Genomic DNA, 25940 nt, shown 5'->3' on the forward strand with positions numbered 1-25940 from the left:
TTGCTTTTTAGCATTTTTTGCTTCACCACTCGAAATCGGTAATACCGCTCGACGATTGAGTAGTTTTTACTTCTGGTTGGTTGGTTGTATTTGGAGTGTCGCTTTGCTCTGACGTTGTTGGTTCAATTGACGTTGCACTTTGAGACTCCTCATTAGAGGCTGTTTGAACCTCAGTCGCAGGTGGTACGGTCGGAACCGACTCTGACACTGATTGTGGTTCAGGAATTGTCTTCAGAATGGTTTGTTCTAAGTTGTCCATTCCGGTGAGTTGATTGATATGACTCAGAACTTGGCTGTTGCCGCCTGTCATTTCTTGGAGTAGTTCTGGTAAGCTTAGATAACCCCATCGAATCGCGCGCTCTAACAAGAACGGAACAGGGCTGTGTGGCTCGGTTTGTTTGAAGTAATCGGCGAGCTTTCTAAGTTCATGAAAAGCGTGGTCGCGATTTTGGATCTGGCCAGCGATATTCATCGCGGTGGGTGTCGCTAGCTGGTGTATTTCATTTGAAGGAGTCGGCTCTAGCAACGGCTTCGTCGTAATTTGCTCTGCTTCTGGCTCTGATGAGGTTGGTGCTACTTCTGCATTTTCAGTTGCCTGATAGGTTGTTTCAGGAGAGTTTGATTCGACGGGGGGAGCCTGAGCTTCTTCGGCAATCAATCTAAATTGATCATCTAGCGGCCATTTAGAAAACTTGTCTTCAGTGAGATAACGGATCGCGTTAATCAGCTCCGCAATGTTTTCTTTGATGAATTTGAAACTTACAGGAGTTGCATTAACGGGTTGGCACTGTTGAGCGATGGCTTGTTCTATAGCATCAAGGTTTTGATAGGTTTGCGCCAAATCCATTAAGGTGTCTTGCGTGTCAGCGTTGAATAGGTTTTGCGCTTTAGTTTTGATTTCACCAAGCGAACCGTTACGCTCTGCGCGTAGGTAATCGCCAAAGGTGACATCGTCAATCAAGCCAGTCAACTGCAAAGGCATATACAGGGCAGTGGTATCGTGAGTTTCGCCGACAAGTTGTAGCAGAGGTTTCATCCGGAACTCGGCCCGTTCTCTAGCGATGCCAGACTCTTCTGCGCTTTTTAGTTTGTCTTCAGGAAGGAACGGATTGAGCGAGTCCCAAAACTGTTCCACGGTGCTTAGAAGCACTTGCGTTGCGTCGGCAAGATTTCGATAGGGAGCGTCGGTGAACAACTGACTGGTGATATACCAACCTAGCAGCTCCAAGTCTTTGCTTGACTGGGTGAGGGCGTGGTATGTCGCGGTACGCAACTGTGCCCAGTTGTCATCGTTGCTTTCAAGCAGTGCTTGATCGCTAGATGCATCAGGAGTTTCAACCAATTGGCGAAACGATGATTGCGCGGCATTGTAACTGTTTCTAAGTGCTCGATAGGCACTTCTATCAAGCTTCAGATAGACACCACTTGGCGAGCCATCTGCGATCGGAGCCAAAAGACTATCAATATTAACCATATTCAATCCATGAATTATTGTTTTATTAAGTCAGAGATAAATCCATTACTCTGGTTTCATAGTTTGTAAACTTGAGTCTAGTGAGAATTTTCTGAAATAGCTGAGAAAAATTAACTATTTAATAAAAAGTAAGAGGTTGATCCAAAAAATTGGTCGGAGGAATACATCTATCAATATAATGTCCTGATTTATAAAGGGGTTTTATCCCCCTATTAGTACAGTGGGCATTCCTGCAACGATACTTCCGCCGTGAGACGTCGTGTCTCCCATTCGGGCTGCAGGCTTATTGCTTAATAGCACGGTCGTGCTTCCCATCGCGATAGAATCCGGGGTTCCAACGCATACACAAACATCACTCACAGTGGCAGCAGGTAAGCTACCGATCAGTACGGTTGGAGCTCCAGGGCCGGTGACCGGACCACCCACATGAGGAATTGGTGGGGTTGCTGGTGTCTGCATCGGACATACATGCATGTCAGTGATACGAGCAGCAGGTAACGTCATCGCACTTCTCCTTGTACTGCAGTTTGTGATTGGCTATCTGAAGTGCCTTGACCGCCCGCAGCAATATTCAGAGCCATCGCGATTGCGGCTTGATAGAAAGGTTTAGTTTTGTCCCATTCAGGAAGGGCGGCTGCGTGATTGATCGCTCCTGCAGTCGCTTTGGCGTACAGAAATGGATCAGGCATAACGGGTGGAATATCTGGTGCAACGATGCTGCCAGAACCATTCCAAAATACCGCTTGAGCAAGCCAAGATGGGCCGCAATTCAGCTCCAATCGATGAGAGAGATGTTCGGCTTTGCGGCGCAATTCTTCGGAGGGTGAACGCACCCAAGCCATACAAGTTTCGACACTTTGTTTTTGAAGGGGTGACCATTCCTCATTGCGTTGATTTAAACACAACGCTCCCCACCAGATTGCCTCCCGGACGGGTAGAGCGTGCGTCAAAAACTGAACGAGATCGTTGTAGAGCTCTTTGTCTTTGAGCGATTGAATTGCATCGCTGATGCTGGCTTCTTCGTCGAGCAGAGCTTTGGCCTCGTCACTGGCTTTGAATCTCGGTAGTATTTGCCCAGCCGTCTGGTATGGAATTTTCTTATATTTCATTAGTTAACCTTTACAATTGCGCCTTTTACTTCACCCATTACGCCGCCATCAAATGTCGCTTTGAGACCCGATTTAAACTCCGCACTCAAAGAGCCTTCAGCAGAGAGCGTGGTGTCCGCTTTGATGGAAATACTCAAGCCAGAAATGCTGTTTGAGCTGGTTGCTTCAAGCGCCGTCGTGGTGCCAGAAACTTTGTTGGCTGAAGTGGCTTTGCTGGTGACGTTGGTCCCTTCCAAATTCAGTGCGCTGCTGGCTTTGATGTCGATATTGGTAGCTTCAATGGCAATGGATGATGAGGACAGGGTTATTTTGCTTGAGCCAACTTTGAGCTCGATAGAATCGTCAGCTTCAATCGAAATCGACTTGGCTTTTTCGCTTAATGCTTTGGTTACGCTCAGCGAGTAGTTGTCTTCTGTAGACACAGATACTGCTTTGGTGACCGTCTGGCTTAATTCACCCTTGATGGTTTCGGTTTGGTTGTTTTCAACTTCTTGTGTCAGGTCTTTGGCTGCGTGAAGGTAAAGCAATTCATTGTCTTTTTTGTCATCGAAGTAGAGCTCATTGCTTTCACCGGAAAGCTGGGTTTTGATGCCAGACTTTGTTGTATTGGCTTCTGCGTATGGTGGGGCATTTTTGCTGTTGTAGACGCTGCCCGTGATGATTGGTCTATCTGGATCGCCATTAATGAAAGAGACCAGAACTTCTTGCCCGGCACGCGGCACAAACTGAGCACCGTAACCACTTCCCGCAAGCATTTGTGCGACACGAACATAGCAACTGGTTTTGTCACCACTTGCGTCTGTATCCCATTGGAACTGAATACGCACGCGACCTTGTTCGTCCTGATTAATATCACCCGCGGTTGAGCCAGCAACGACTGCGCTTTGCAAGCCCTGAACCACTTGTTTTGAGCGAGGCTGAGGGTAGTGAGGAGTATCTTTTGGGATCACTTTCAGTCTGGTGCTGCTCTGTGCATTTTCAGTGTATTCCACTTCCATGCTAATGACCGAAAAGTCACCAAGTTGATCTTTGTCTAGATGGCTTGAGAGCGAGAAGTAAGTACCGAGCTCGAAGAGATCATGTTTTGCGCTGGCAATGACACTTTGGTAATCCTGCTCAACATACTCGATTCGACGTTTGGCAAGATTGCTTGAGAGATCCGTCATATCACCGCTGATACCCAAAGTCGGGTAACGCGTGTTGACGAGTTTAGTGTTGTTGGCAATGGTATTGCTGGAGGTTTTACTGCCGCTAGTGATGAGTTTCGTCTGCGAATAATCGTAGCTTGATAGCTCGACACTCGCGCCATGAAAAGCAACGGTAGGGCACCAATCTTCAAGTAAAGGAAGTGAGCCTGTCGGCGTTTCCTTCATATCAAATTTTGCAGTGCTGGCTTTATCAAATGGGGTTTGAGCATCTTGCAAAATCATGGTGTGTGAACCACTCGCATGCTCAAAATAATAATGAACGCCTTCCTCAGCGAGTAGGCGAGAAACGAAGTCAAAATCCGATTCATTATATTGCAAACAATATTCACGCTTGGTCGAAGGCATGCTGGATATTTTATAGTTACCTTTGAAACCTGCGTTATCGAAAATATCACTGACAATTTCTTGTGTGGATTGATTTTGATAAACCCGGAAAGAATGTGTGTGTTTTAATAACCAAAACCACGGTTTGAGCGTTATTTCGTATTGGTGATTTTGCAAATTAGAATCCATTCCTAAATGTTGGATCAATGTCACAACTCCATTGTAGGAACGATTGAGTGTATTGCTGCCAGATTCGTTGAAATAACGGTTTATTGTAAGGAACTGACCTAGTTGATCTTGCATGTCAAAGCCACTGGATACCAGCATTGCTTTGATTTCAAAGGGCTCTGATAAGGCTTGCTTTATTGTTGCATTACTTATGATATGTTCTTGATTACTTGAGTCTTTTGCAGACATCAAACTAGCCGAACTGCTGTATTTATCAGCCATTGCATATCCTTATGCTTGAACTTTTCAATAATAAAAATTTGAAATATAAATACTATTATTAATCAAATTACTCAAAAAATAGCAGTATTAGATCTTATTCGCTATTCGATTTATTAAAAGAAAAGGAGTTCTTTATGACGAGTCAAAATGCAAAAAAGATGGCGAAAGAATTTTTGCAAAATGTAGAAAAGGACAGTAAGTCATATCACAAAAGTTGGGCGAGAAAATTCGGTAATAAATACCAATCTGCCAAGAACTGGGTAAAACGTGACAAGAAAATGGTCGCGATGGATATTGCGCAAAAAGGGGTAAGGACTGGTATCGGGATGATTCCATTTCCCGGCTCGAAAGAGGGGGCAGCCCTGTTGGAAGTCGCAGGTGGTGCAGCGTTAAAAGCAGCATCTCGTAAAGCGTGGGAAGAGGGCTCAAAGAAAGGCGTTAAATCTCTTCTTAACAAAAAAATTGAATCTGCTCGCAAGCAGCTTAAAACCAACTCGGTAGGAAAAGTCGATCACGAGTTCCTGGCGCTTTCTGCGCGTAAGCGTGATGAACACATTCATGCGATTCGTAAGTTAGTGAAGTACGAGGTGAAGTTGTTACCAAAGCGTTCTGATGAGCTCAGTTTGCGTTTATTCAAGCTTAAAGAGGCGATCAATGAATCCCGTGTGAAACTCAATAAAACCACCATGTCTTCCACATCGGCTATCGATAACATGCAAGCTTGGACGGAGTTCTTTTCTGCCATCAAAGAGGTGGAGCACTACCAAGCGAAATTGCGTGAAAGCCTGATTCAAGTGCAAGAAATCACCAAGGATGTGGAGTGGTTCTTGGCGGCTTCTGAAGCAACTACTGATCAGATGAATGCGCAAAACTTACCGCAACTGGAAGAAGCGTTTGACCAGATCCGCCGCAGTTACGGCAACATCAATTCGCTGAAACAACTGCAAGATATGATGCTAGAGAGAAACCTCGTTGAATCCGGTTTGTTGGATGAAAAAGACTTAACCTACAAGCTGGTCAACTAGATAAATCCGACCGTTCGTTAGCAAATTAAACCCAAGTAGGGAGCTGTTGTGCTCCCTAATTCTTTTTACCTGCTGAATTTATTGGGTTTTTATTGTCGACAATTTCAGCTTGCTCTTATCGAACTGAATGTTATTTCACTCATAAATCACTCAATAACACTATGCCTTAGTCTAAATTGTCGACAATTTGCTTGATTGTCGACAATCTGATCGTCTATTTTATATTCAAGTTAACAAATTGTTGACACTTTGATTTCTAAATACGAGTGCCTTGAATATGAATACAGAATTGAAAACTCGTCATAAAGTGATTGTCTCTGAGAAGGAGCACACTAAATCTGAATCGCTGACCGAATCGTTAGTGGAAGCGATTGTGAGTGGTGAAATTGAACCGGGCAGTAAAATCTCAGAGCCTGAATTAGCCAAGAAATATCAAGTGAGTAGAGGTCCTTTACGTGAAGCTATGATGCGTCTTGAAGGGCTTGGCTTGATTGAGCGCATTCCGCATGTTGGCGCTCGCGTTATCACTTTCTCTCCAGAAAAACTCATCGAATTGTATTCAGTCCGCGAAGCATTAGAGGGTATGGCTGCCAGACTTGCGGCTCGCTATATCACTCAAGAAGAATTACTCAGTTTGGAAATGCTATTGTCGACACATTCCAAACATATCGACGAAGTTGAAGGATCGTCTTACTTCCACCAGCATGGTGACTTCGATTTCCACTATCGAATCATTCAAGCGAGCAGAAACAGCAAGCTTATCTCTCTGCTTTGCGACGAACTGTATCACTTGTTGCGCATGTATCGCTACCAATCACCGCGTGCGCAATCTCGTCCTAATGAAGCACTCAACGAACACAAATTCATTCTGCAAGCGATTCGCAACCGTGATGAAGAGTTGGCAGAAATGCTGATGAGAAGGCACATCTCAGGCAGCCGAAAACTTATCGAATTACAGATTTTACATTCTGAAAGTAAAGATAGAGAACAAGACTAGAAGGAAATTGTCATGAGCTTATCTCCGGGGGCGAAGTTCAGACTCGCCATTGAGCAAAACAACCCGCTGCAGATCGTTGGCACCATTAACCCATACTGCGCCATGATGGCTAAAAATTTGGGTCACCAAGCTATCTATTTGTCGGGTGGCGGCATCGCTAACGCGTCTTACGGCTTGCCAGATCTTGGCATTACGACACTGAACGATGTCTTAGTAGATGTAGACCGTATCACCAACGCGTGTGATTTGCCGTTATTGGTTGATATCGATACCGGCTTTGGTGGTGCTTTTAATATTGCTCGCACTATTAAAGCGATGGAAAAAGCGGGAGCGGCGGCAGTACACATGGAAGATCAGGTGGCGCAAAAGCGTTGTGGTCATCGCCCAAACAAAGCGATTGTTAGCCAACAAGAAATGGTCGACCGAGTGAAAGCGGCGGTGGATGCGCGTAATGACGAGAGCTTTGTCATTATGGCTCGTACTGATGCGTTAGCGGTGGAAGGCATGGATAGCGCGATTGAACGAGCGATTGCATGTGTGGAGGCGGGCGCAGATATGATCTTCCCTGAGGCAATGAATCAGCTCGACCAATATCAACAGTTCTCGGCAGCGCTCGAAGACGCGACAGGGAAGCACGTTCCAATTCTTGCCAACATTACTGAATTTGGACAAACGCCGTTATACGGCTGTGAAGAGTTAGCCCAATCCAAAGTGGATATGGTTTTGTACCCATTGAGCGCATTCCGTGCAATGAACAAAGCGGCTGAGATGGTTTACAAACACTTACTAGAAGTTGGCAACCAAGAAGCGTTGCTTGATTCAATGCAGACACGAAAAGAGCTGTATGAGCACCTTAATTACCACGACTACGAGAATAAGTTAGACAAGCTGTTTTCGGAGGGTAAATAAGGTCAACAAAGAAAAAAACGGAAGCCCAAGAAAAAGATAGATAAACGGAATCTCTAATCCAATAACGTGAAAATTGTCTGATTCAAAAGAGCCCATTAAGAGAGCCAAATCAGACAGAAAAGGAGTTCAACAATGCCTCATTCTGTAGAAAAGAAAGCTGAGATAGGTGGCGCAGGTCTACGCGGTCAAAGCGCTGGAAGCACAGCTTTATGCACTGTCGGTAAAACGGGGACGGGTCTAACGTATCGTGGTTACGATATTACGGACTTGGCAAATCATGCTCAATTTGAAGAAGTGGCGCATTTGCTGTTACGCGGTCACTTACCTGATCAACAAGAGCTAGACGCCTACAAGACACATCTATTGAGTCTGCGTGGCTTACCCGCGGAGCTTAAACAGGCGTTAGAACTGATTCCTGCTGATGCTCACCCGATGGATGTTATGCGTACAGGTTGCTCTATGCTGGGTAACTTAGAGCAAGAAATGGACTTTGAGCAACAGCTCCATGCTACTGAGCGAATGCTGGCGCTTTTCCCTGCCATCATTTGTTACTGGTATCGCTTCAGCCACGATGGCGTACGAATCAAAACACACGATAACAGCGAAGACTGCATTGGTGGCTACTTCCTAAAACTGCTTACTGATAAAGCACCAAGCGAAACGCACAAAAAGGTGATGCACTGTTCTTTGATTCTTTATGCAGAGCATGAGTTTAATGCCTCAACATTTGCGGCGCGCGTGTGTGCCTCGACGCTTTCTGATCTTCATTCTTGTATTACGGCTGCTATCGGTACGTTGCGTGGTCCACTTCATGGCGGTGCAAACGAAGCGGCGATGGAGATGATTCAAGATTGGCAAACGCCAGATGAAGCAGAAGCAAACATTCTTCAGATGCTAGAGAACAAAGACAAAATCATGGGCTTTGGGCATGCGATTTATCGCGAAAGTGATCCTCGTAATGCACTGATCAAGCGTTGGTCAGAAGCGTTATCAAAAGAGGTGGGTGACACGCATCTTTACGCGGTTTCTGAGCGAGTGGAATCCGTCATGAAGCGTGAGAAAGGTCTGTTCTGTAATGCCGACTTCTTCCATGCTTCGGCTTACCACTTCATGGATATTCCGACCAAATTGTTTACGCCAATCTTTGTAATGAGCCGACTGACAGGTTGGGCGGCGCACGTGTATGAACAACGCGCGAACAATCGAATCATTCGCCCAAGTGCGGATTATACCGGACCGGATCATCAAGACTGGGTGCCAATCGAACAACGCTAGCGCGTGACGCCTCTTTGTGAGTTTCATCTTGCATGGCATTCACAAGGGGCGTCTCTTTCACCGCGAATCCATTTCAAAAACAGTATCGCGGTGCGTTCAGGCACAAGATGTACACTAAAGCGGAAGCAAGCCCATGAGCATCACCACAAATATAAATACTCAATATCGTAAGCCGCTCCCGGGAACCCAACTCGATTATTTTGATACCCGAGAAGCAGTTAACGATATTTCTCCTGGAGCCTATGAAAAGCTCCCATACACCTCACGCGTTTTAGCAGAGCAGTTGGTTCGTCGTTGCGATCCAAGTACGCTCACTGATAGCTTAAAGCAGTTGATTGAACGCAAGCGTGACCTCGATTTCCCTTGGTATCCGGCGCGCGTGGTTTGTCATGACATCCTTGGACAAACGGCATTAGTCGATCTCGCTGGTCTGCGTGATGCGATTGCCGAACAAGGCGGTGACCCAGCGAAAGTAAACCCTGTGGTTGAAACGCAGTTGATCGTTGACCATTCACTGGCAGTTGAACACGCAGGCTTTGACCCAGAGGCGTTTGAGAAAAACCGCGCGATAGAAGAGCGCAGAAACGAAGACCGATTCCACTTTATCGAGTGGTGCAAAACGGCGTTTGAGAATGTCAGTGTTATTCCTGCGGGTAACGGCATCATGCACCAAATCAACTTGGAGAAAATGTCTCCGGTTGTGCAAGCCAAGCAGGGCATTGCTTATCCCGATACTTGTGTCGGCACAGATAGTCACACACCTCACGTTGATTCTCTTGGCGTTATTGCGATTGGTGTCGGCGGTCTAGAGGCAGAGACGGTTATGCTTGGTCGCCCGTCGATGATGCGTCTGCCAGACATTGTTGGCGTGAAGCTGACTGGTAAGCGTCAACCGGGTATTACCGCTACCGATATCGTGTTGGCGATTACCGAGTTCCTGCGCAATGAACGTGTGGTTTCATCCTATCTCGAATTCTTTGGCGAAGGGGCGCGAGACCTAACCATTGGCGACCGCGCAACCATCTCAAACATGACGCCAGAATACGGCGCAACCGCCGGGATGTTCTACATTGATGAGCAGACCATTAATTACCTCAAACTGACGGGGCGCGATGATCAACAGGTCGACTTGGTAGAGAAGTACGCCAAGCAAACCGGTCTGTGGGCGGATGATTTAGATACTGCCGTTTACGAACGTGTGCTTGAGTTCGATTTGTCCCAAGTCGGGCGCAATTTGGCAGGCCCATCTAATCCTCATCGTCGTTTACCTACCGCAGAGCTTGCTGAACGTGGTGTTTCTGGCGAGTGGCAAGAGAAGGAAGGCGAACTTCCAGATGGCGCGGTGATCATCGCGGCGATTACTTCTTGTACCAATACCAGTAACCCAAGAAACGTTGTGGCGGCTGGTCTTGTCGCTAAGAAAGCGAATGAGCTTGGCTTGGTGCGCAAACCTTGGGTCAAGTCTTCATTTGCTCCGGGTTCTAAAGTTGCTCGACTCTACCTTGAAGAGTCTGGCTTACTTCCTGAATTGGAGAAGCTTGGTTTTGGTATCGTGGCTTATGCGTGTACAACCTGTAACGGCATGAGCGGCGCACTTGACCCGAAAATCCAACAAGAAATCATCGACCGAGATCTGTATTCAACGGCGGTACTTTCTGGGAATCGCAACTTTGATGGTCGAATTCATCCTTACGCAAAACAAGCGTTCTTAGCATCGCCACCTTTGGTTGTTGCTTACGCGTTAGCTGGTACGATTCGTTTTGATATCGAACGTGACTCTTTAGGCACAGACAAAGACGGCAAGCCGGTTTATCTCAATGACTTGTGGCCAACGGATGAAGAAATTGATGCTGTGGTGGGTGAGTACGTTAAGCCAGAGCAATTTAATCAAGTCTACATTCAAATGTTCAAACTGAATGATGAGACTCGCAATCCGAATCCGCTCTACGATTGGCGTCCGATGAGTACGTATATCCGTCGACCTCCCTACTGGCAAAAAGAGGGGGAAGGTGCACTGGCTGGTGAGCGGACTTTGTCTTCAATGCGTCCTCTTGCCGTTTTAGGCGACAACATTACAACCGACCATTTGTCGCCATCAAACGCAATTTTGGCAAGCAGCGCCGCAGGCGAATACCTCGCGAAGATGGGCGTGCCAGAAGAAGATTTTAACTCATACGCGACTCACCGAGGCGATCACTTAACCGCGCAGCGCGCCACTTTCGCTAACCCGAAACTGTTCAATGAAATGGTCAAGGAAAATGGCGAAGTCGTGCAAGGATCGTTAGCGAGGGTCGAGCCTGAAGGCAAAGTGACACGCATGTGGGAAGCTATTGAGACTTACATGAATCGCAAGCAGCCGCTTATCGTGGTCGCAGGTGCGGATTATGGTCAAGGCTCTTCGCGAGATTGGGCGGCGAAAGGCGTTCGCTTGGCGGGTGTAGAAGCCATTGTCGCTGAAGGTTTTGAGCGTATTCACCGTACCAATTTAGTTGGCATGGGCGTGCTTCCTCTGCAATTTAAAGATGGCGTGAACCGAAAGACGCTCGAATTAGATGGCACTGAACTTTATGACGTTATCGGCGATATCACTCCTGGTGCTGATTTGGCGCTGGTGATTACTCGTGCGAATGGCGACAAGGTTGATGTGCCGGTGACTTGTCGACTCGATACCGAAGATGAAGTTCACGTCTACAAAGCGGGCGGTGTGTTACAGCGCTTTGCTCAAGATTTCCTCTCGCAATAGATAGCGCAATAACGGAGCAAGATATGGATAGCAAGAAAAGCCAAATCAAAGTCCCGGCGACTTACATGCGCGGCGGTACGAGCAAAGGTGTGTTCTTCAACCTTGAAGATTTGCCACAGCCAGCGCAAGTCGTAGGCGAAGCAAGAGACAAGCTGCTACTTCGTGTGATTGGCAGTCCGGATCCGTATGCCAAACAAATTGATGGTATGGGCGGCGCGACTTCCAGCACTAGTAAAACTGTGATTGTGTCGCGCAGTGAGCGAGCTGATCACGACGTTGATTACCTGTTCGGGCAAGTATCGATAGATAAGCCGTTTGTCGATTGGAGTGGTAACTGTGGCAACCTTTCTGCTGCAGTCGGACCTTTCGCCATTCATGCAGGGTTGATCGACGAAGAACATATTCCCCAAAATGGCATCGTCACCGTTCGTGTATGGCAGGTAAATATTGGAAAAACCATTTTGATTCATGTGCCAATCGTAAATGGTTTCGTTCAAGAAACAGGGGAGTTTGAGCTTGATGGAGTGACGTTCCCTGCAGCAGAAATCCAAGTTGATTTTGTCGACCCTGCTGATGGCGAAGGCAGCATGTTTCCAACCGGTAATCTAGTAGACGATTTGGTCGTGCCAGATGTTGGGACCTTCAATGCCACCTTCATCAACGCAGGCATACCGACGATCTTCGTAGACGCAGAAGCGCTCGGTTACCAAGGCACTGAGCTTCAAGATAACATCAATAATGATGAATTTGCGCTCGCGAGGTTTGAGTCCATTCGTGCTCATGGCGCGTTGAAAATGGGGCTTATTGATTCGCTCGAAGAGGCTCAAACACGTCAACATACGCCAAAGATTGCGTTTGTTTCCCAGCCTAAATCCTATTTATCGTCGAGCGGTAAAACCGTAGAAGCAGGTGAGGTCGATATTCTCGTCCGGGCTTTATCTATGGGCAAGCTTCACCACGCCATGATGGGAACCGCTGCGGTCGCCATTGCCTCGGCGGCATGCGTCCCGGGGACTTTAGTCAACTTAGCGGCTGGTGGCGGAGAGAAAGAATCTGTGACGTTTGGGCATCCATCAGGAACGCTTAAGGTGGGGGCAAAAGCCAAACAAACAGAACAAGGTTGGGTGGTTGAGAAAGCCATCATGAGCCGCAGCGCGAGAATACTGATGGAGGGCTTTGTGCGTGTTCCCTCCAATGTCTTTGAATAACACAATTGCATGGTAGTGATACTTATACCAACCACATCAATTATTTGATGATTCTTGCTTGTTAAAACCGCTGATAACTTCGTTAAAGATCTTGTAGGTAGAGCAACTAGCTAGCTGCAATCTTTGCCTTGTTCTAAGCAGTTTTACCTACGCAATCTTCTGAACATCTAATTAATGCGATTGGTATTAAAAAGCAATGTCAGGACATACTGGAGGAAGCAATATGTCTGCATATCAAAAAGAATACCTTTGGGCACAAAATGAACCGGAAAACTTTTGGCGTGCTCAAGCTGAAAACGTCGATTGGTTTGAAGCGCCAAATACCATTTTACAAGCTGACGAACATGGGATTGAACGTTGGTTTTCTGATGGCGTATTGAACACTTCATGGCTCGCATTGGATTATCATTGCGAGCAAGGGCGAGGCGATAAAACCGCACTGATTTATGATTCGCCAGTAACGGGGCAAAAACAAACTTACAGCTATCAAGCTCTGCGCGACCAAGTGGCAAAGATCGCGGGCATGCTTTCTAACCAAGGCGTAACCAAAGGCGATCGTGTGGTCATCTACATGCCGATGATCCCAGAAGCGGCAATGGCGATGCTGGCGTGTGCTCGATTGGGCGCGATTCATTCGGTGGTGTTTGGCGGTTTTGCCCCGAATGAGCTCGCCGTTCGAATTGAAGATGCGGAACCCAAAGTCATCATGACGGCGTCTTGTGGTATCGAAATTAATAAGGTGATTCCATACAAACCCATGGTCGATAAAGCCATTATGGACAGCCGTTGTAAGCCAGAGAAAGTCTTTGTTCTTCAACGTCCGCAGTGCGAAGCCGAACTTAACCTTGAGCGTGATTTAGATTGGCAGCAAGAATACGCGCAAGCTTTGCCTCATGCATGTGTCCCTGTGCTTGCGACAGATCCTCTTTATATTCTGTATACCTCTGGCACAACAGGGAAACCAAAAGGCGTGGTGCGTGATAATGGTGGTCATGCCGTTGCGATGAAATATTCGATGACGTCGATTTATAACATCCCTCAAGATGGTGTGTTCTGGGCTGCATCGGATGTAGGTTGGGTCGTTGGTCACTCCTACATCGTGTACGCGCCGCTGATTCATGGTTGTACAACTGTGCTATTCGAAGGCAAACCGGTGAGAACTCCAGACCCCGGTGCATTCTGGCGTGTTTGTGACGAATACAAAGTGGACGTGCTTTTCTCCGCGCCAACCGCTTTCCGTGCAATTAAGAAAGAAGACCCAGAAGGCGAGTTCATTAAGCAATACGACTTGTCCAACCTCGACTCTATCTTTATGGCAGGCGAACGCCTTGACCCACCAACGCTAGAATGGGTCGAAAGCAAAGCAGATAAGCCGGTCATTGACCACTGGTGGCAAACCGAGACTGGATGGGCTATCGCGGGCAATCCGACTGGTATCGAGGTAATGCCAGTAAAAGCAGGCTCCGCTACCAAGCCGATACCTGGCTATCAGGTCGAGATTCTGAACGAAATGGGCATGTCAGTAAGTGCAAATCAGCAAGGTTTTGTGGCTTTGAAGCGCCCATTGCCACCAAGCTGTTTACCGACGGTCTGGCGCAATCATGACCGCTTTGAGACCGGTTATCTAAGTCAATTTCCGGGTTACTACGTATCGGGAGATGGCGGTTACCTAGATGAAGATGGTTACCTGTTTATCATGGGTCGTATTGATGACGTAATTAACGTCGCAGGTCACCGTCTGTCTACTGGCGAGATGGAAGAAATCGTTGGTGGTCACCCTGCGATTGCGGAGTGTGCGGTAGTCGGTATCCACGATGAGTTAAAAGGTCAGCTACCACTTGGCTTCGTGGTTCTTAAAGATGGTGTGAAGATTGATGATCTAACACTAGAAGGTGAGTTGGTGGGCAAAGTGCGCAACGAGATTGGCGCAGTAGCGTGCTTTAAACATGCGCTGGTTGTTGACCGTTTGCCAAAGACTCGCTCAGGTAAAATTTTGCGAAGAACCATTCGTCAAATAGCCGATGGTGAACAATACGTGGTGCCATCAACCATTGATGATCCATCCAGTTTAGGCGAAATCGAGCGAGTGCTTAAACGTGGCTAGTTAAGTAAGATCTTAATTAAGTGCGCCCTTAGCTTACCTAGGAGCAAGCACAAACACCGGAGCCTCTTGCTTTGTCGGCAAGAGGCTTTTGCATTCTTGCTTGCCTAAATGCATGTTTAAACACACACTATATGGATTCCTGTTTTTGGCTTCTTTTCCTATGTCTACTTTTGTAATCAAACCAGCGCTTTTTGACGATCTTGAACAACTTAATGATTTGATGTTCGAGCTGCATGATGAGCACCATATCCAATCCCCAGAGCTGTTTAAAACCGCAGAAGAAATCGAACAAGAAAAGAGCATTGCTCGTTATCTCGATAACCCAGAATGTTTGGTGTATGTCGCTAGAGTAGAGGGTGAGATCATCGGCTTTGTTTCAGGGCACTTTTGCGAGCTTATTTCTACGGTTAGCAAACCCGTGATGATGGGAAGCGTTGATGAGCTCTACGTTTTACCCGAGTATCGCAAGCAAGGCACTGCGAAGGCTTTGATTGAAAAGATAGAGGCGACATTCGTCGATTACGGAGTGAAACAGATGTTTGTTGAGGTTTGGGACTTTAACCAGACAGCAATTTCTCTCTACGAGAACCAAGGTTTTGGGCATCATATTCATTGGTTAAGAAAGTCGTTATCTGAAAGTTAATTAATGCGTTGCTAAGACGGTAAGTTAGTGACTTATGTAATCTGACGGTGCAAAAGTTGAGTCTACTAGTCAGTATTTGCTATTGGTTTCGTCGCAATGTGCGGTGACTCATTCTCATCCAAATTGGTGATGTTGTTTTTGTTTGCTTGTTTTGTAAGTGGCACATGAATAGTGCCTCATAAAACAAGAGGAAAATAACATTGAATCTATCAAAAACCTTACTTGCAACGGCGTTATTGCCAATGTTGGCAAGCGCAGATCAAGTCACGGATACACAAAACATTAAAATTCAGCCCGATATCGTGGGGGGTATCACGGCAAACCCCAATGACTGGAAATTTTATACGCAGATAGTCAGCCGCAATGGTAATCGTTCTTTCTGCGGGGCGAGTTATATTGGGGATGGTTTCGTACTCACTGCTGCTCACTGTGTTGACGGTGACACACCAAATCAAATAGCAGTAAAAATTGGTGGTGTGATTTATAACGGTACTGATGGTGTACGTTCCAACGTCAGCCAGATCTATGTTCATCCTTCTTATAATGCTTCTACGCTTTCTAACGACATCGCATTGCTTAAGCTCACTTCAATTCCCTCTGGTGTTGCGAAAGTGGATATAGCCGCAGGCAGTGTCTCGCAATATGCAGGCGTCGGTGATTGGTTAACCGTCGCTGGCTTAGGTCGAACTTCGGAGGGGGGCAGTTCACCAACCGCGCTACAAGAAGTGGATGTTCCTCTGGTCTCTGATGCGACTTGTCGACAAGCTGGCGGCAATTACACCACAGTTGGCTCCGTATCATTCTGTGCGGGTGTTCCGCAAGGTGGCATTGATTCTTGTCAGGGAGACAGCGGCGGTCCTATCGTCTTTAAGAACAACGGTCTCGTCACTCAGCTAGGTATCGTCAGTTGGGGTATAGGTTGTGCCCGACCGGGTAAGTATGGAGTGTATAGCGACATTGCGGCGTTACGCAGTTTTGTTGATGGCGTAGTAGGTACGACAACGCCTCCGACAGATAATGTTTCTGTTGGTTACACGGCAAATCAGACTTTGAGTTCTTTTAAAGTGGGCGAGCTGAAGCAACACAGTTTCAGTATTCAAAATATCGGTAATGTTGCGTTTACTGTCGAAAGTGTGGGACTGCAAAGTTCTGGTGTCACGAAATCTGCGATGATCACCAGAGACCAATGTGCACAATCGACACTCAATGCAGGAAGCTCATGTCGTGTCGATGTGGAGTTTGGCGCTTCTCAAGCAGGTGAGGCGAGCGTCGCTTTGGCTTTTGGCATCGATAAAACCAGTACTACATACCAAGCAGTGGCTACAGCTTCCGCCACTAGAACAACGACACCGCCTTCTGGTAGTTGTGACAATGAATGGAAAGCGAGTGGCGTATACAACACGGGTGAAACCGTTACTTGGGCTGGTCAATTATGGCAAGCGCAGTGGTGGACTCAAGGCGATAACCCATCAGAATCTGGTCCATGGGGAGTATGGCAGTCAATAAGCAGCTCAGATTGTTCTGGGACTAATCCTCCAACAGAGTCTACGCCACCAACGTCGCCATCTTCAGGTGATGCTTACCAAGCGGGTACGAATTACTCTGCAGGGGATGTAGTGACGAATAATGGTGCAAGTTACCAGTGTAAGGCTTGGCCAAACAGTTTGTGGTGTGGCTCAACTCCAAGTGCTTATGAGCCGGGTGTGGGCTCAGCTTGGACAGATGCATGGTTAAAGCTGTAAATGCATAACTGAACCATAAAGAGAGTTTATTTGTTGTCGACAATAAGCTCTCTTTATTGTTTCAATTCTGAGAAGGCGTAAAATCCACGTAAATTCCTCTGACGTTAACTTAATATAACTGGCAAAATCGCAGCCAATATTTCGAGTTATGTCTGATTTTTGTCAGAACTATTTTGAGGAGTGTCGCAAAGCGTTTTTTGACATGTGTGCTAAACGTACAACTGGTTACTTAATTTATGTCGAAAAATATTGGTAATCCTGCCATCATAGCTGAGTGATTCTTCTTTTTTGTTAAAGGTCGTATTTTGTGCTGAGACAGCTGTTTTTTCTCATCCTGTATTCCATTTCTTTGTTTGTATCTCCTACATCTGCCGCGAATCCTCTTCCTGAAGACGTAAAAGGGGCGCTTTGTATTGTCCGCGCAGATGACAAACTGGTTTTAATCCATGAAATATTAACCAATAAGATTTCTCTTCCTGGTGGCACTGTTATTGAAGGTGAGTCACCAAAACTCGCGGCTCAACGAGAAACTTGGGAAGAAACCGGCTTAGTTGTCACTGTCGGCGAGGAGCTAGGTAGAACGGATACAGCCGTATTCTATGATTGTGTCTCTGATTCAGAAGTGATTGCGTTTTCGATGACCAACACTTTAGATGGGAACGAGCTTCCAATTTGGTTTGCACCGCATTATGGCGTAGAAGTCGCCTCTGCAATGATTGCAAACCCGAGCAACATGTCAGCTTCTCTATACCGTTATCCTTCGCAGTGGAAAGAGGTGGCTGAATTTTATTCGCGAGCAACAGATCAATCAGTCGTCTATGTTGATCAGTTGATAGACTCCGCACCGGGTTTTCGTCAACTTGAGCTTTCTTGGATGGTTGATCTACAAAGCTGGATCGCGTCATTTTCGTCAGCAAGCCGTGAAACAGCCTGTGAAGTTGCGAAATTGGTAACGAGTATCAGTAATCCGACGTTCCTGCTGTTCTTGTTCCCGTTTGTCATGATGAAGTTTGATAGCCGTTTCGTTTACCGTCTATTTTTCTCAATCACTGCGACTTCTCTGATGGTATTGGTTGCGCAGCAGGGGTTCTCGCTACCAAGACCGCACGTTTATATGCCGATCACAGAGTTAACGCATAGCTTTGGCTTTAGTTTCCCAAGCTTGCCGATCGCGATTTGGTTCTGTGTGATGACCTTCTTATTCCAAAGAACGAAGAGTTTTGGATTAAATCGAGTCACTTTGTTGACGTGCTTGGTCACTTTAACTGTAATGTTCTGCAAGTTCTTCTTGGGGACTGCGTTTATTCTGGATATGTCTGTTGGTGCGTTGCTGGGTGTTCTAGTGGCATGGCATGTTTTACGTTTGGAAGACAATCCAGAAATAGACGTCGATAGACTGCTCACCTCGAAAGGGGTTTGGTTCACCATGACAGCAATTACGGCGGTGATCTCTGTTATCTGGCCATTGCCTGTGTTCACCAGTTGGTTAGCGATTTTAATTACAGCGTCTGCACTGGTTATGACATTTAAAGAGTCGGATATTCGATTTGAGCGCCAGCAGATGTTGTTCGTTATTTTGGCCTTGTTGTTGGTTGATCAACTTTACCTCTACTTGGGAACAACGGTTTCGTTCAGTGGGTTCTGGTCTCTGGTCTTTAATACGTTCCATTCCCCGTTGCTAATGCTGACTTTTATTACGCTAGCTAGAAAGCTGACGTGTGGAAAACGTGCGAAACATGGCGCTTAGCTAGAAAATGGATAACAAAAAGCCTCGCTCAAATGCGAGGCTTTTTTACATCAATTCAGATCGATTCAGAGGATTACGCGTTAAGCACAAATTTCTCGATCGATTTTGCTACACCGTGGTCGTCGTTGCTTACTGTGATGTAGTCTGCGATTTGTTTGGTTTCTTCCATTGCGTTCGCCATTGCGATACCAAGACCTGCGTATTCAAGCATGTGATGGTCGTTCTCGGCATCGCCCATACAAATCACTTCTTCAGCTTTGATGCCTAAGTATTCTGCGATTGCCGAAACACCAACGCCTTTGTTGCTTGATGGATTCAAAAACTCTAAGAAGAAAGGTGCACTTTGCACAACTGTAAACTCTTGTTTTAGCTCTGCTGGTAGGGCTGAGATAACTTCAGTTAGTTTACTTGGCTCCGCAACCATCATTGCTTTAATGATCGCGTGATCATCTTCTAGCGCATCAAAGTTCATCTCAGTGACTTCTACGCCATTTATTTTTGCTTCGATGTCAGTGTAAGGGTTGTTTTCTTCTGTGATCAGACCATGTTCTTGGCTGAATGCGTGAACATAAGCGCCAAGCTCGCGCGCTTTACGTGCAATTTTCTTCGCAGCTTTGCCATCAATGATCTGCTGGTGGATGATTTCATTGGTGCCAATGTTTTTCACCATAGAACCGTTGTAGTACAAAACAAAGTCTTCGTCCGAGTTGATGTTTAACTCGTCTAGTTTGTCTTGCATTCCCTCAAGAGGGCGGCCAGAAGCAAGGACAACGGTAACACCCGCTTCACGTGCTTTTGCAATGGCTTGCTTGTTTTCTTCAGAAATTACTTTGTCGCTGTTAAGCAACGTGCCGTCCATGTCTAGGGCGATCAGCTTGTACATCTTTACTTACCTTAAAAAATGGGGAACCTGCGTATGAAACTACAAAACAACCTATTTTAACAATTTATTTTTGGTTTAAATTGACCTGAGTGCGCCTCTCCATTAAGGTCTTCGCCTCGAAGTATAATGAGTTGAGTGAGTTCTACGTTGTATAAGCTAAATGAGATGTTTGAAACCATCCAAGGGGAAGGGGTTTTCACTGGTGCGCCGGCGGTTTTTGTGCGTTTGCAAGTATGTCCGGTTGGGTGTTCTTGGTGCGATACGAAACAGACTTGGTACGCAGAAGAAGAAGACCAGCGCCAGATCGGTGACATCTTGGTGAAAACAGAAGATTCTCCAACATGGTGTTTCGCATCGGCAGAAGACATCGTAGCTGAATACAAAAAGCAGGGCTTCAATGCGAAGCATATTGTGATCACTGGTGGCGAACCATGCATTTATGATTTACGTGCGTTGACGGCTGCATTTGAAGAAATGGGTTGCCAATGCCAAATTGAAACCAGTGGTACTTCAGAGGTTGTAACTTCAGAAAGTACATGGGTGACAGTGTCACCTAAGGTCGCAATGAAAGGGAAGCTACCAGTACTCAAAAGTGCATTAGAACGCGCAAATGAGATCAAACATCCGGTGGGTACCCAAAAAGACATCGATCAGCTTGATTCGTTGTTGGCGTCAGCAGACATCGCTGAGAAGACAGTAATCGCACTTCAGCCTATCAGTCAGAAGCCTCGCGCTACACAACTGTGTATTGATACCTGTGTTGCTCGCAACTGGCGTTTGTCGGTTCAAACTCATAAATACCTAAGTATTGCTTAAGCTCGGAGAGAAAGATGAAAAAAGCAGTCGTTGTTTTCAGTGGTGGACAGGACTCTACAACATGTCTGGTTCAAGCATTAAAAGAGTTTGACGAAGTACATGCCATCACATTCGATTATGGTCAGCGTCATAAGCTGGAGATTGAAGTGGCTGAGAAAGTTGCAAAAGATCTTGGCGTCGCTGCACACAAAGTGATGGATGTTGGCCTACTGAATGAACTGGCCATTAGCTCTCTGACGCGTGACGACATTCCAGTTTCTCATGAACTTCAAGAAAACGGTTTGCCGAACTCTTTCGTTCCTGGCCGCAACATTTTGTTCCTAACGCTTGCCGGCATCTACGCTTACCAAATTGGCGCAGAAACTGTTATTACTGGTGTTTGTGAAACAGACTTTAGTGGCTATCCAGATTGTCGTGATGATTTCGTGAAAGCGATGAACAGTGCCTTGGTTAAGGGTATGGATCGTCAGTTTGAAATCAAAACTCCGCTAATGTGGTTGAACAAAGCAGAAACGTGGGCGCTGGCTGATCAATATGATGCGCTGCAACTAGTTCGTGAAAACACGCTAACGTGTTACAACGGCATCATCGGTGATGGTTGTGGTGATTGCCCGTCTTGCGACCTGCGCAAAGCGGGCTTAGATGACTATCTAAACAACAAAGACGCCGTTATGCAGTCGTTGATTCAAAAGCAGAAGACGGAAGATCAATAGGCTCGTTATACGCATCAATCACGGCATTATGTCCGTTCTTTTTAGATTGATACAAAGCTTGGTTTAGTATCGAATACAACTCATCAAAGTTACTGAGTGGCTTAGACGTTGAGAGGTAGGCCAAGCTTGCTGTCACATTGAGAGTTTCATCGTTAGTGCTCTTAATTTGTTTTTCCGAGATAGTTTTGTGAAGGCTCTGGATACGGAATGGCACATCAATCTCATCTACGTTCTTCAACATTAAGATAAACTCTTCTCCCCCCAAGCGACCAAGGTATTCGCCTTTATTCAATTTTACTTGAATCGCTTTACACACGTGCTTTAACACCAAGTCGCCAGTCGGGTGTCCGTGCTTGTCATTGAGCAGTTTAAAGTTATCCAAGTCGATCAGGGCTAATACATAACGCATGTCTTCTGGAGCACTTACGGTTTGATTTCTGATTTTTTCAATGATTGCGCTTCGGTTTAACGAACCAGTAAGCCTATCTAAGCGTGATTTGATCTTGGTATTGCGTAATACGAACAGCACGACTAGCAAAACAGTAAGCAGACAGAAAATCACAAAGTTATAAGTACGTTGCTGTTCACCTAACCTCTCAAGTTCTAAGAGCTTAAGGTTTCGCTCATTGTCTATTTTGACGAGTTGAAGTTCATATTCGTACTCGCTTTTTGTTAGATCCAATGCCTCAATTGCTTTTACGTTGTTGGCATCTCGGCTAGCAAGTTCGAGCTTTGCGTATTTTTGATAGTGCGAGAGGGCGTTAGAAAAATCATTCCGCTTTTGATAAATCTGCGACAACAACAGCTGAGCTTTGGCTTGTAGTGCTGATGTGGAGTTTTTATTGGCGAGTTCTAACGCTGCTTGTGCGTGTTCCAAAGCCTCACGCAGAGAATCGTGCTTCAAATAAGCAAAGCCCGCGGTAAGATGGCTTTCAGTTTGCAAACGCATATTTTCGTATTGCTCACCTAATGCAAGTGCACTTTTAATGTAAGGTACTGCACTTTTCAAATCGCCAGAATCAACATAAGCGGAACCAAGTCCAAGATAAGTTAACCCTTGACCGTAGGGATAGTTAAGATCCTCAAGAAGCGTCAATGCATTCTTGTAGTGGCTGACCGCTTTTTCATAATCCCTAGACTTGCTATACATCGCCGCCAAGCTATGTTCGACCTGTGCGACTTCTAGCGGTGTTGATTCAAGTTGGCGTGCCAACAAGGCCTGTATTAAGTATTGTTCGGATTGCTCAAACTGACCTAACTCGCTCAGTAAGTTACCAACGTCATTGTAAACACCGGTTGGGTCACTCTGAGTCGGCATTTCTGTCAGCAATCGACGGTACAAATTCAGTGCAATTTCATACTCACCGCGAAAGTCAAAGTTGTTCGCGATAACACGTAAAGCAAGATCCGAAGGGATATTTTGTTGATGATCGCCCGATAAATGATTGTTTAATGATGAACAAAAGAAGCTTGCTTTGTGGTATTGGCCCTGTTGATTCAACGTGTAGCAAAGCTGATAGTTCATCAATGCTTTAGTTTCTTCATCACTTCGCTGTTTTGCACTTTGTAGTAAGGAAGTAAAAACGTTTACTGACGTATCGTAGTTGCCGTTTTTTCGTTCTGTCAGTGCAAGAATGTATTTGGACTCAAGCTTGGCAAAGCGGTTTTCTAATATTTGACTGCTTCCATAATACGGCTGATCAATATTCGACATGTATTCGTAAATCAAGCCGCTAACGTACAACTTTTCGCTATTAGAATCGGCGCTATGATAACGATCTTGCAGCATGCTGAGCGCAGACTTAGCGTTTGTTTTCATCGTAGCTTGATAGACAGCATGCCATTGGGTGATATTTTGAGTGTCACTTGCGTTTGCCTGACCGCCGATTAGGAGTGACGCAAGCAAAGAAAGCAGGGTACGCATAGTGATGTAACCTTATGTTATTTTTATATTGTTTGCTCAGAATGATATACCAATTAGGTACAGGTCATTGTGACAAAAGCCGAAGGGTATAGATAATGGAATGAAGAAAATTATGCGCTCGGTCGAGCTTTACATCGAAAAGGTAAGTAACAATAAAGCAGACCCCAGCACGATGCTGAGGTCTTTAGGAATTAGCCTACGTACAGTTTAGCTAGATCTTGAGGTTCAACCTCTTTACCTTCTAGCTGAGCGTTCCAGTTTGTACCAACAAGCACGCCATCTTCTGCAAGAGTTAGAAGCCAATCTTCAACGAAGATATCTAGAGGGATTTCTAGTACTTCGAAATCTGCCCATTCTTCAACGTTGTGTGTTTGTGCATCTTCCTTAGTAGACCAGAAAGGCATAACCTCGCTGTTTTCGAATTCAGTTGATTCACAAGATAGCCAACCTTCTTCATTGCGTAGACCCCAAACCAACTGGTTTTCTTTGGTTTCAGCAACGAAAAGGTCAAGGTTTGCTTGGATATCTGATGTAAGTTTGCTCATTTCAAAACTCTCATTGTTATGACGCGAGTAGATTACCACTAAAGTGCCGATTCCTAAAGCATAATACGGTTTAGCAAGGTTGAAAAAGAAAAGGAGCCGAAGCTCCTTAAATTGTATTTTCAGGAAGAGTGGTAAATATTGTCCACTCTTTCTTTATTTCACCTTTGTAACCCACAACGGAAGCGGTCACTCTGCGGTTGAGCGCGTGGCTGACTTCATCCGTGCCTTGTTGGGCTAAATGAGTATCGCCATAACCTACTATTCGAACGCGATTTGCCGCGATACCGTAACCTAAAAGTGCAGAGCGAACGTTGTTCGCACGACGTTTAGATAGGTCTAAGTTATGGGTTGAGCCACCAACCTTACTTGCATAACCGTGTAGCTCAATAGATGTGGAAGGGTATTCGTTCAAAAACTCAGACAGCTGACGAATTTGACGGTGGAACACTGGGTTAATTTCATCAGAATCATTGGCGAATAACACGCGAACTTGCATTTGTTCTGACGATTTAATGTACTCACCGCAGCCGTCGTTATCGATCTCTGATGTCGGCGGCGTTCCCGGGCATAAATCTCTGGCGTTAATTACACCGTCATCGTCATCATCTTGAAGATCTGCTATTTGCTGTGCATTCGGAGTGACCATGTAGTCGTATTCATCCTCTGCGAACGCTTGGTTCACAGACAAAATCAATCCAAGTGAGAATAGAATCTTTACTGCTTGCATGTCTTAGTACTCCACCTTCTGATTCCATTCTGTAGGAACGTCTACGCGTAGGGCATTCAATAGTTGTCCTGTTGCGTTCATCACACGATATTTTGCGTATTGCTCAGCGTATTTCGCATCTAAGTAATCTTTGCGCGCTTCGAACAGTTCATTCTCTGTGTTCAACAGATCAAGTAGGGTACGTTTACCAATTCGATACTGTTTCTCATAAGCGATAACGGTTTCAGATGCTGAATCTACGTGATCAGACAAAAATTGTTTTTGTTGCTGGGTCAGATCCAATGCACTCCATGACAAACGAAGGCCTTCTTCAACATTTCGGTATGCGCGTTCACGTAAGTCTTTAGCTTTGTTCAATTGGTAAGCAAAACTCTCGGCATTTGCTGCGTCACTGCCACCGTTATACAAGTTGTAACGCATTCGAAGCATTGCGGTCGTTTCGTCACTATTTCCTTCGATACCAGCGGCATCATCACGCCATGTCTGTGCGGCTTCTACCGAGATCGTTGGGTAGTAATTGCCTTTTGATTGCTTGTATTGAAACTTCGCTGAATCAACGTCTGCTTTAGAAATTTTGATCACTGGGTGAGAGTCAAATGCCAAGTCAACGGCGTCATCCACTGTGTATGGAATGAAGTTTTGATCAGCTCGTGGGAAGATTAGTCCTTGTGGAGCTTGCCCGACTAATCGAGTAAAGATGGTATGACTATCAAACAAATTGTTTTGTGCCGCGACCAAATTACCGTGAGCTTTTGCTAGGCGAGCTTCTACTTGGGTTAAGTCTGCGGTTGAGCCAATTCCTGAATCTACGCGTTTTTTGATATCTTGATAGATCTTTTTGTGCACTTTCAGGTTGTTTTCTGAAAGCGTCAATACTTCATAAGCTTTCACTGCATCTAGATACACTTTGGTCACTTCAAGTGCCGTATCTTGAGCATCTGCAAGCAGTTGATAACGAACAGACTCAGCGTCAGCGGCCGTTCTATCAATGTCGTTTAGTGTTGCTGAACCATCCCAAATAAGTTGGGTTAGGGTGACCGTTGCTTCTTTTCGAGTTAAGTCTGTTGAGTCTCTGCCACCTTCGGCAGGGTTAATACCTTCATAACCGATTCCTGCATCCAGATCGACTGAAGGGAGGTAAGCACCACTCGAGGCTTCATTCACATACTGCTTACTTACGAATTCATTAAACGCGCTTTTGATGTCTGGATTGGTAATAAGCGTGTTTTCTACTGCTTGCTCTAGTGTTTGCCCGAAAGCTGGGCTAACGGTAAGCACACCAAGACATAGGGCGTTGGCACGAGTCCACTTCACTTTAATTCTCCTAGATTTAGTCAAGTCTGAAGGCGAGAAATTATTCTTATAAATTAGGGA

The 25940-nt window shown here is 45.8% G+C and carries 21 protein-coding genes; 12 read left to right on the plus strand and 9 right to left on the minus strand.

The genetic code is table 11. The annotated features are described in order from the left end of the window. Nucleotides 1-22 precede the first annotated feature (22 nt). The 4 genes from H735_RS15335 to H735_RS15350 all read right to left on the minus strand — a co-directional run bounded on the left by H735_RS15335 (nt 23) and on the right by H735_RS15350 (nt 4565). Nucleotides 23-1474 (minus strand): type VI secretion system protein TssA, encoded by a 1452-nt coding sequence (locus tag H735_RS15335; protein ID WP_020197571.1) that lies wholly within the window; start codon nt 1472-1474, stop codon nt 23-25. A 201-nt stretch (nt 1475-1675) separates the two neighbouring features. Then, nucleotides 1676-1978, minus strand: a complete 303-nt coding sequence (locus H735_RS15340; protein ID WP_005426629.1) for a PAAR domain-containing protein — start codon at nt 1976-1978, stop codon at nt 1676-1678. Beyond that, nucleotides 1975-2583 (minus strand): DUF6931 family protein, encoded by a 609-nt coding sequence (locus H735_RS15345; RefSeq protein WP_020197569.1) that lies wholly within the window; start codon nt 2581-2583, stop codon nt 1975-1977. The genes H735_RS15340 and H735_RS15345 overlap by 4 nt, the downstream gene beginning before the upstream one ends. Continuing rightward, nucleotides 2583-4565, minus strand: a complete 1983-nt coding sequence (locus H735_RS15350; protein WP_020197568.1) for a type VI secretion system Vgr family protein — start codon at nt 4563-4565, stop codon at nt 2583-2585. The genes H735_RS15345 and H735_RS15350 overlap by 1 nt, the downstream gene beginning before the upstream one ends. Nucleotides 4566-4699: 134 nt before the next feature. Between H735_RS15350 and H735_RS15355 the strand changes: the two genes are divergently transcribed. The 10 genes from H735_RS15355 (at nt 4700) to H735_RS15400 (ending at nt 18958) form a co-directional block, all read left to right on the plus strand. Continuing rightward, a complete protein-coding gene (locus tag H735_RS15355; RefSeq protein ID WP_020197567.1) occupies nt 4700-5590 on the plus strand; it encodes a hypothetical protein in 891 nt (296 codons plus the stop codon). A 277-nt stretch (nt 5591-5867) separates the two neighbouring features. Continuing rightward, the gene (locus tag H735_RS15360; RefSeq protein WP_009696948.1) at nt 5868-6587 is read left to right on the plus strand and encodes a GntR family transcriptional regulator; all 720 of its coding nucleotides are present in this window, start codon (nt 5868-5870) and stop codon (nt 6585-6587) included. A gap of 12 nt (nt 6588-6599) precedes the next feature. Next, complete coding sequence (prpB, locus tag H735_RS15365; RefSeq protein WP_020197566.1) at nt 6600-7496, plus strand: methylisocitrate lyase; 897 nt, start codon at nt 6600-6602, stop codon at nt 7494-7496. A gap of 132 nt (nt 7497-7628) precedes the next feature. Then, nucleotides 7629-8771, plus strand: a complete 1143-nt coding sequence (gene prpC, locus H735_RS15370) for a bifunctional 2-methylcitrate synthase/citrate synthase (protein ID WP_020197565.1) — start codon at nt 7629-7631, stop codon at nt 8769-8771. Nucleotides 8772-8904: 133 nt separating this feature from the next. Continuing rightward, nucleotides 8905-11514: a Fe/S-dependent 2-methylisocitrate dehydratase AcnD gene (gene acnD / locus H735_RS15375; protein ID WP_020197564.1), complete on the plus strand. Its 2610-nt coding sequence runs from the start codon at nt 8905-8907 to the stop codon at nt 11512-11514. A gap of 23 nt (nt 11515-11537) precedes the next feature. Continuing rightward, nucleotides 11538-12722 (plus strand): 2-methylaconitate cis-trans isomerase PrpF, encoded by a 1185-nt coding sequence (prpF, locus tag H735_RS15380; protein WP_020197563.1) that lies wholly within the window; start codon nt 11538-11540, stop codon nt 12720-12722. Between the two features lie 223 nt (nt 12723-12945). Continuing rightward, complete coding sequence (locus H735_RS15385) at nt 12946-14826, plus strand: propionyl-CoA synthetase (protein WP_020197562.1); 1881 nt, start codon at nt 12946-12948, stop codon at nt 14824-14826. Nucleotides 14827-14986: 160 nt separating this feature from the next. Next, entirely contained in the window at nt 14987-15469 is a 483-nt protein-coding gene (locus H735_RS15390; protein ID WP_020197561.1) for a GNAT family N-acetyltransferase, read from the plus strand. 200 nt (nt 15470-15669) lie between these two features. Next, a complete protein-coding gene (locus H735_RS15395) occupies nt 15670-17211 on the plus strand; it encodes a trypsin-like serine protease (RefSeq protein WP_020197560.1) in 1542 nt (513 codons plus the stop codon). Between the two features lie 307 nt (nt 17212-17518). Then, complete coding sequence (locus H735_RS15400) at nt 17519-18958, plus strand: bifunctional NUDIX hydrolase/phosphatase PAP2 family protein (RefSeq protein ID WP_020197559.1); 1440 nt, start codon at nt 17519-17521, stop codon at nt 18956-18958. A gap of 73 nt (nt 18959-19031) precedes the next feature. On the opposite strand, the gene H735_RS15405 is transcribed toward H735_RS15400, so the two are convergent. Beyond that, nucleotides 19032-19841 (minus strand): Cof-type HAD-IIB family hydrolase, encoded by an 810-nt coding sequence (locus tag H735_RS15405; protein ID WP_020197558.1) that lies wholly within the window; start codon nt 19839-19841, stop codon nt 19032-19034. Between the two features lie 165 nt (nt 19842-20006). Between H735_RS15405 and queE the strand changes: the two genes are divergently transcribed. Both queE and queC read left to right on the plus strand, forming a co-directional pair. Beyond that, complete coding sequence (gene queE, locus H735_RS15410; RefSeq protein WP_020197557.1) at nt 20007-20657, plus strand: 7-carboxy-7-deazaguanine synthase QueE; 651 nt, start codon at nt 20007-20009, stop codon at nt 20655-20657. Nucleotides 20658-20671: 14 nt separating this feature from the next. Further along, complete coding sequence (gene queC / locus H735_RS15415; RefSeq protein ID WP_020197556.1) at nt 20672-21370, plus strand: 7-cyano-7-deazaguanine synthase QueC; 699 nt, start codon at nt 20672-20674, stop codon at nt 21368-21370. Here the strand turns inward: queC and H735_RS15420 are convergent. From H735_RS15420 to H735_RS15435, 4 genes are all read right to left on the minus strand, one after another. Next, nucleotides 21327-23294, minus strand: a complete 1968-nt coding sequence (locus tag H735_RS15420; RefSeq protein ID WP_020197555.1) for a tetratricopeptide repeat-containing diguanylate cyclase — start codon at nt 23292-23294, stop codon at nt 21327-21329. The two genes, queC and H735_RS15420, sit on opposite strands and share 44 nt — an antisense overlap. Before the next feature lie 191 nt (nt 23295-23485). Continuing rightward, a complete protein-coding gene (locus H735_RS15425) occupies nt 23486-23839 on the minus strand; it encodes a DUF2750 domain-containing protein (protein ID WP_005443612.1) in 354 nt (117 codons plus the stop codon). Between the two features lie 106 nt (nt 23840-23945). After that, on the minus strand, nt 23946-24566 hold the full coding sequence (locus H735_RS15430) for an OmpA family protein (protein ID WP_005443610.1): 621 nt from the start codon (nt 24564-24566) through the stop codon (nt 23946-23948). A 3-nt stretch (nt 24567-24569) separates the two neighbouring features. After that, nucleotides 24570-25880: a TolC family outer membrane protein gene (locus tag H735_RS15435; RefSeq protein ID WP_020197554.1), complete on the minus strand. Its 1311-nt coding sequence runs from the start codon at nt 25878-25880 to the stop codon at nt 24570-24572. Nucleotides 25881-25940 lie beyond the last annotated feature (60 nt).

Origin of the sequence: Vibrio owensii CAIM 1854 = LMG 25443, from assembly GCF_000817815.1 — a bacterium.
GTDB classification, from domain to species: Bacteria; Pseudomonadota; Gammaproteobacteria; order Enterobacterales; family Vibrionaceae; genus Vibrio; species Vibrio owensii.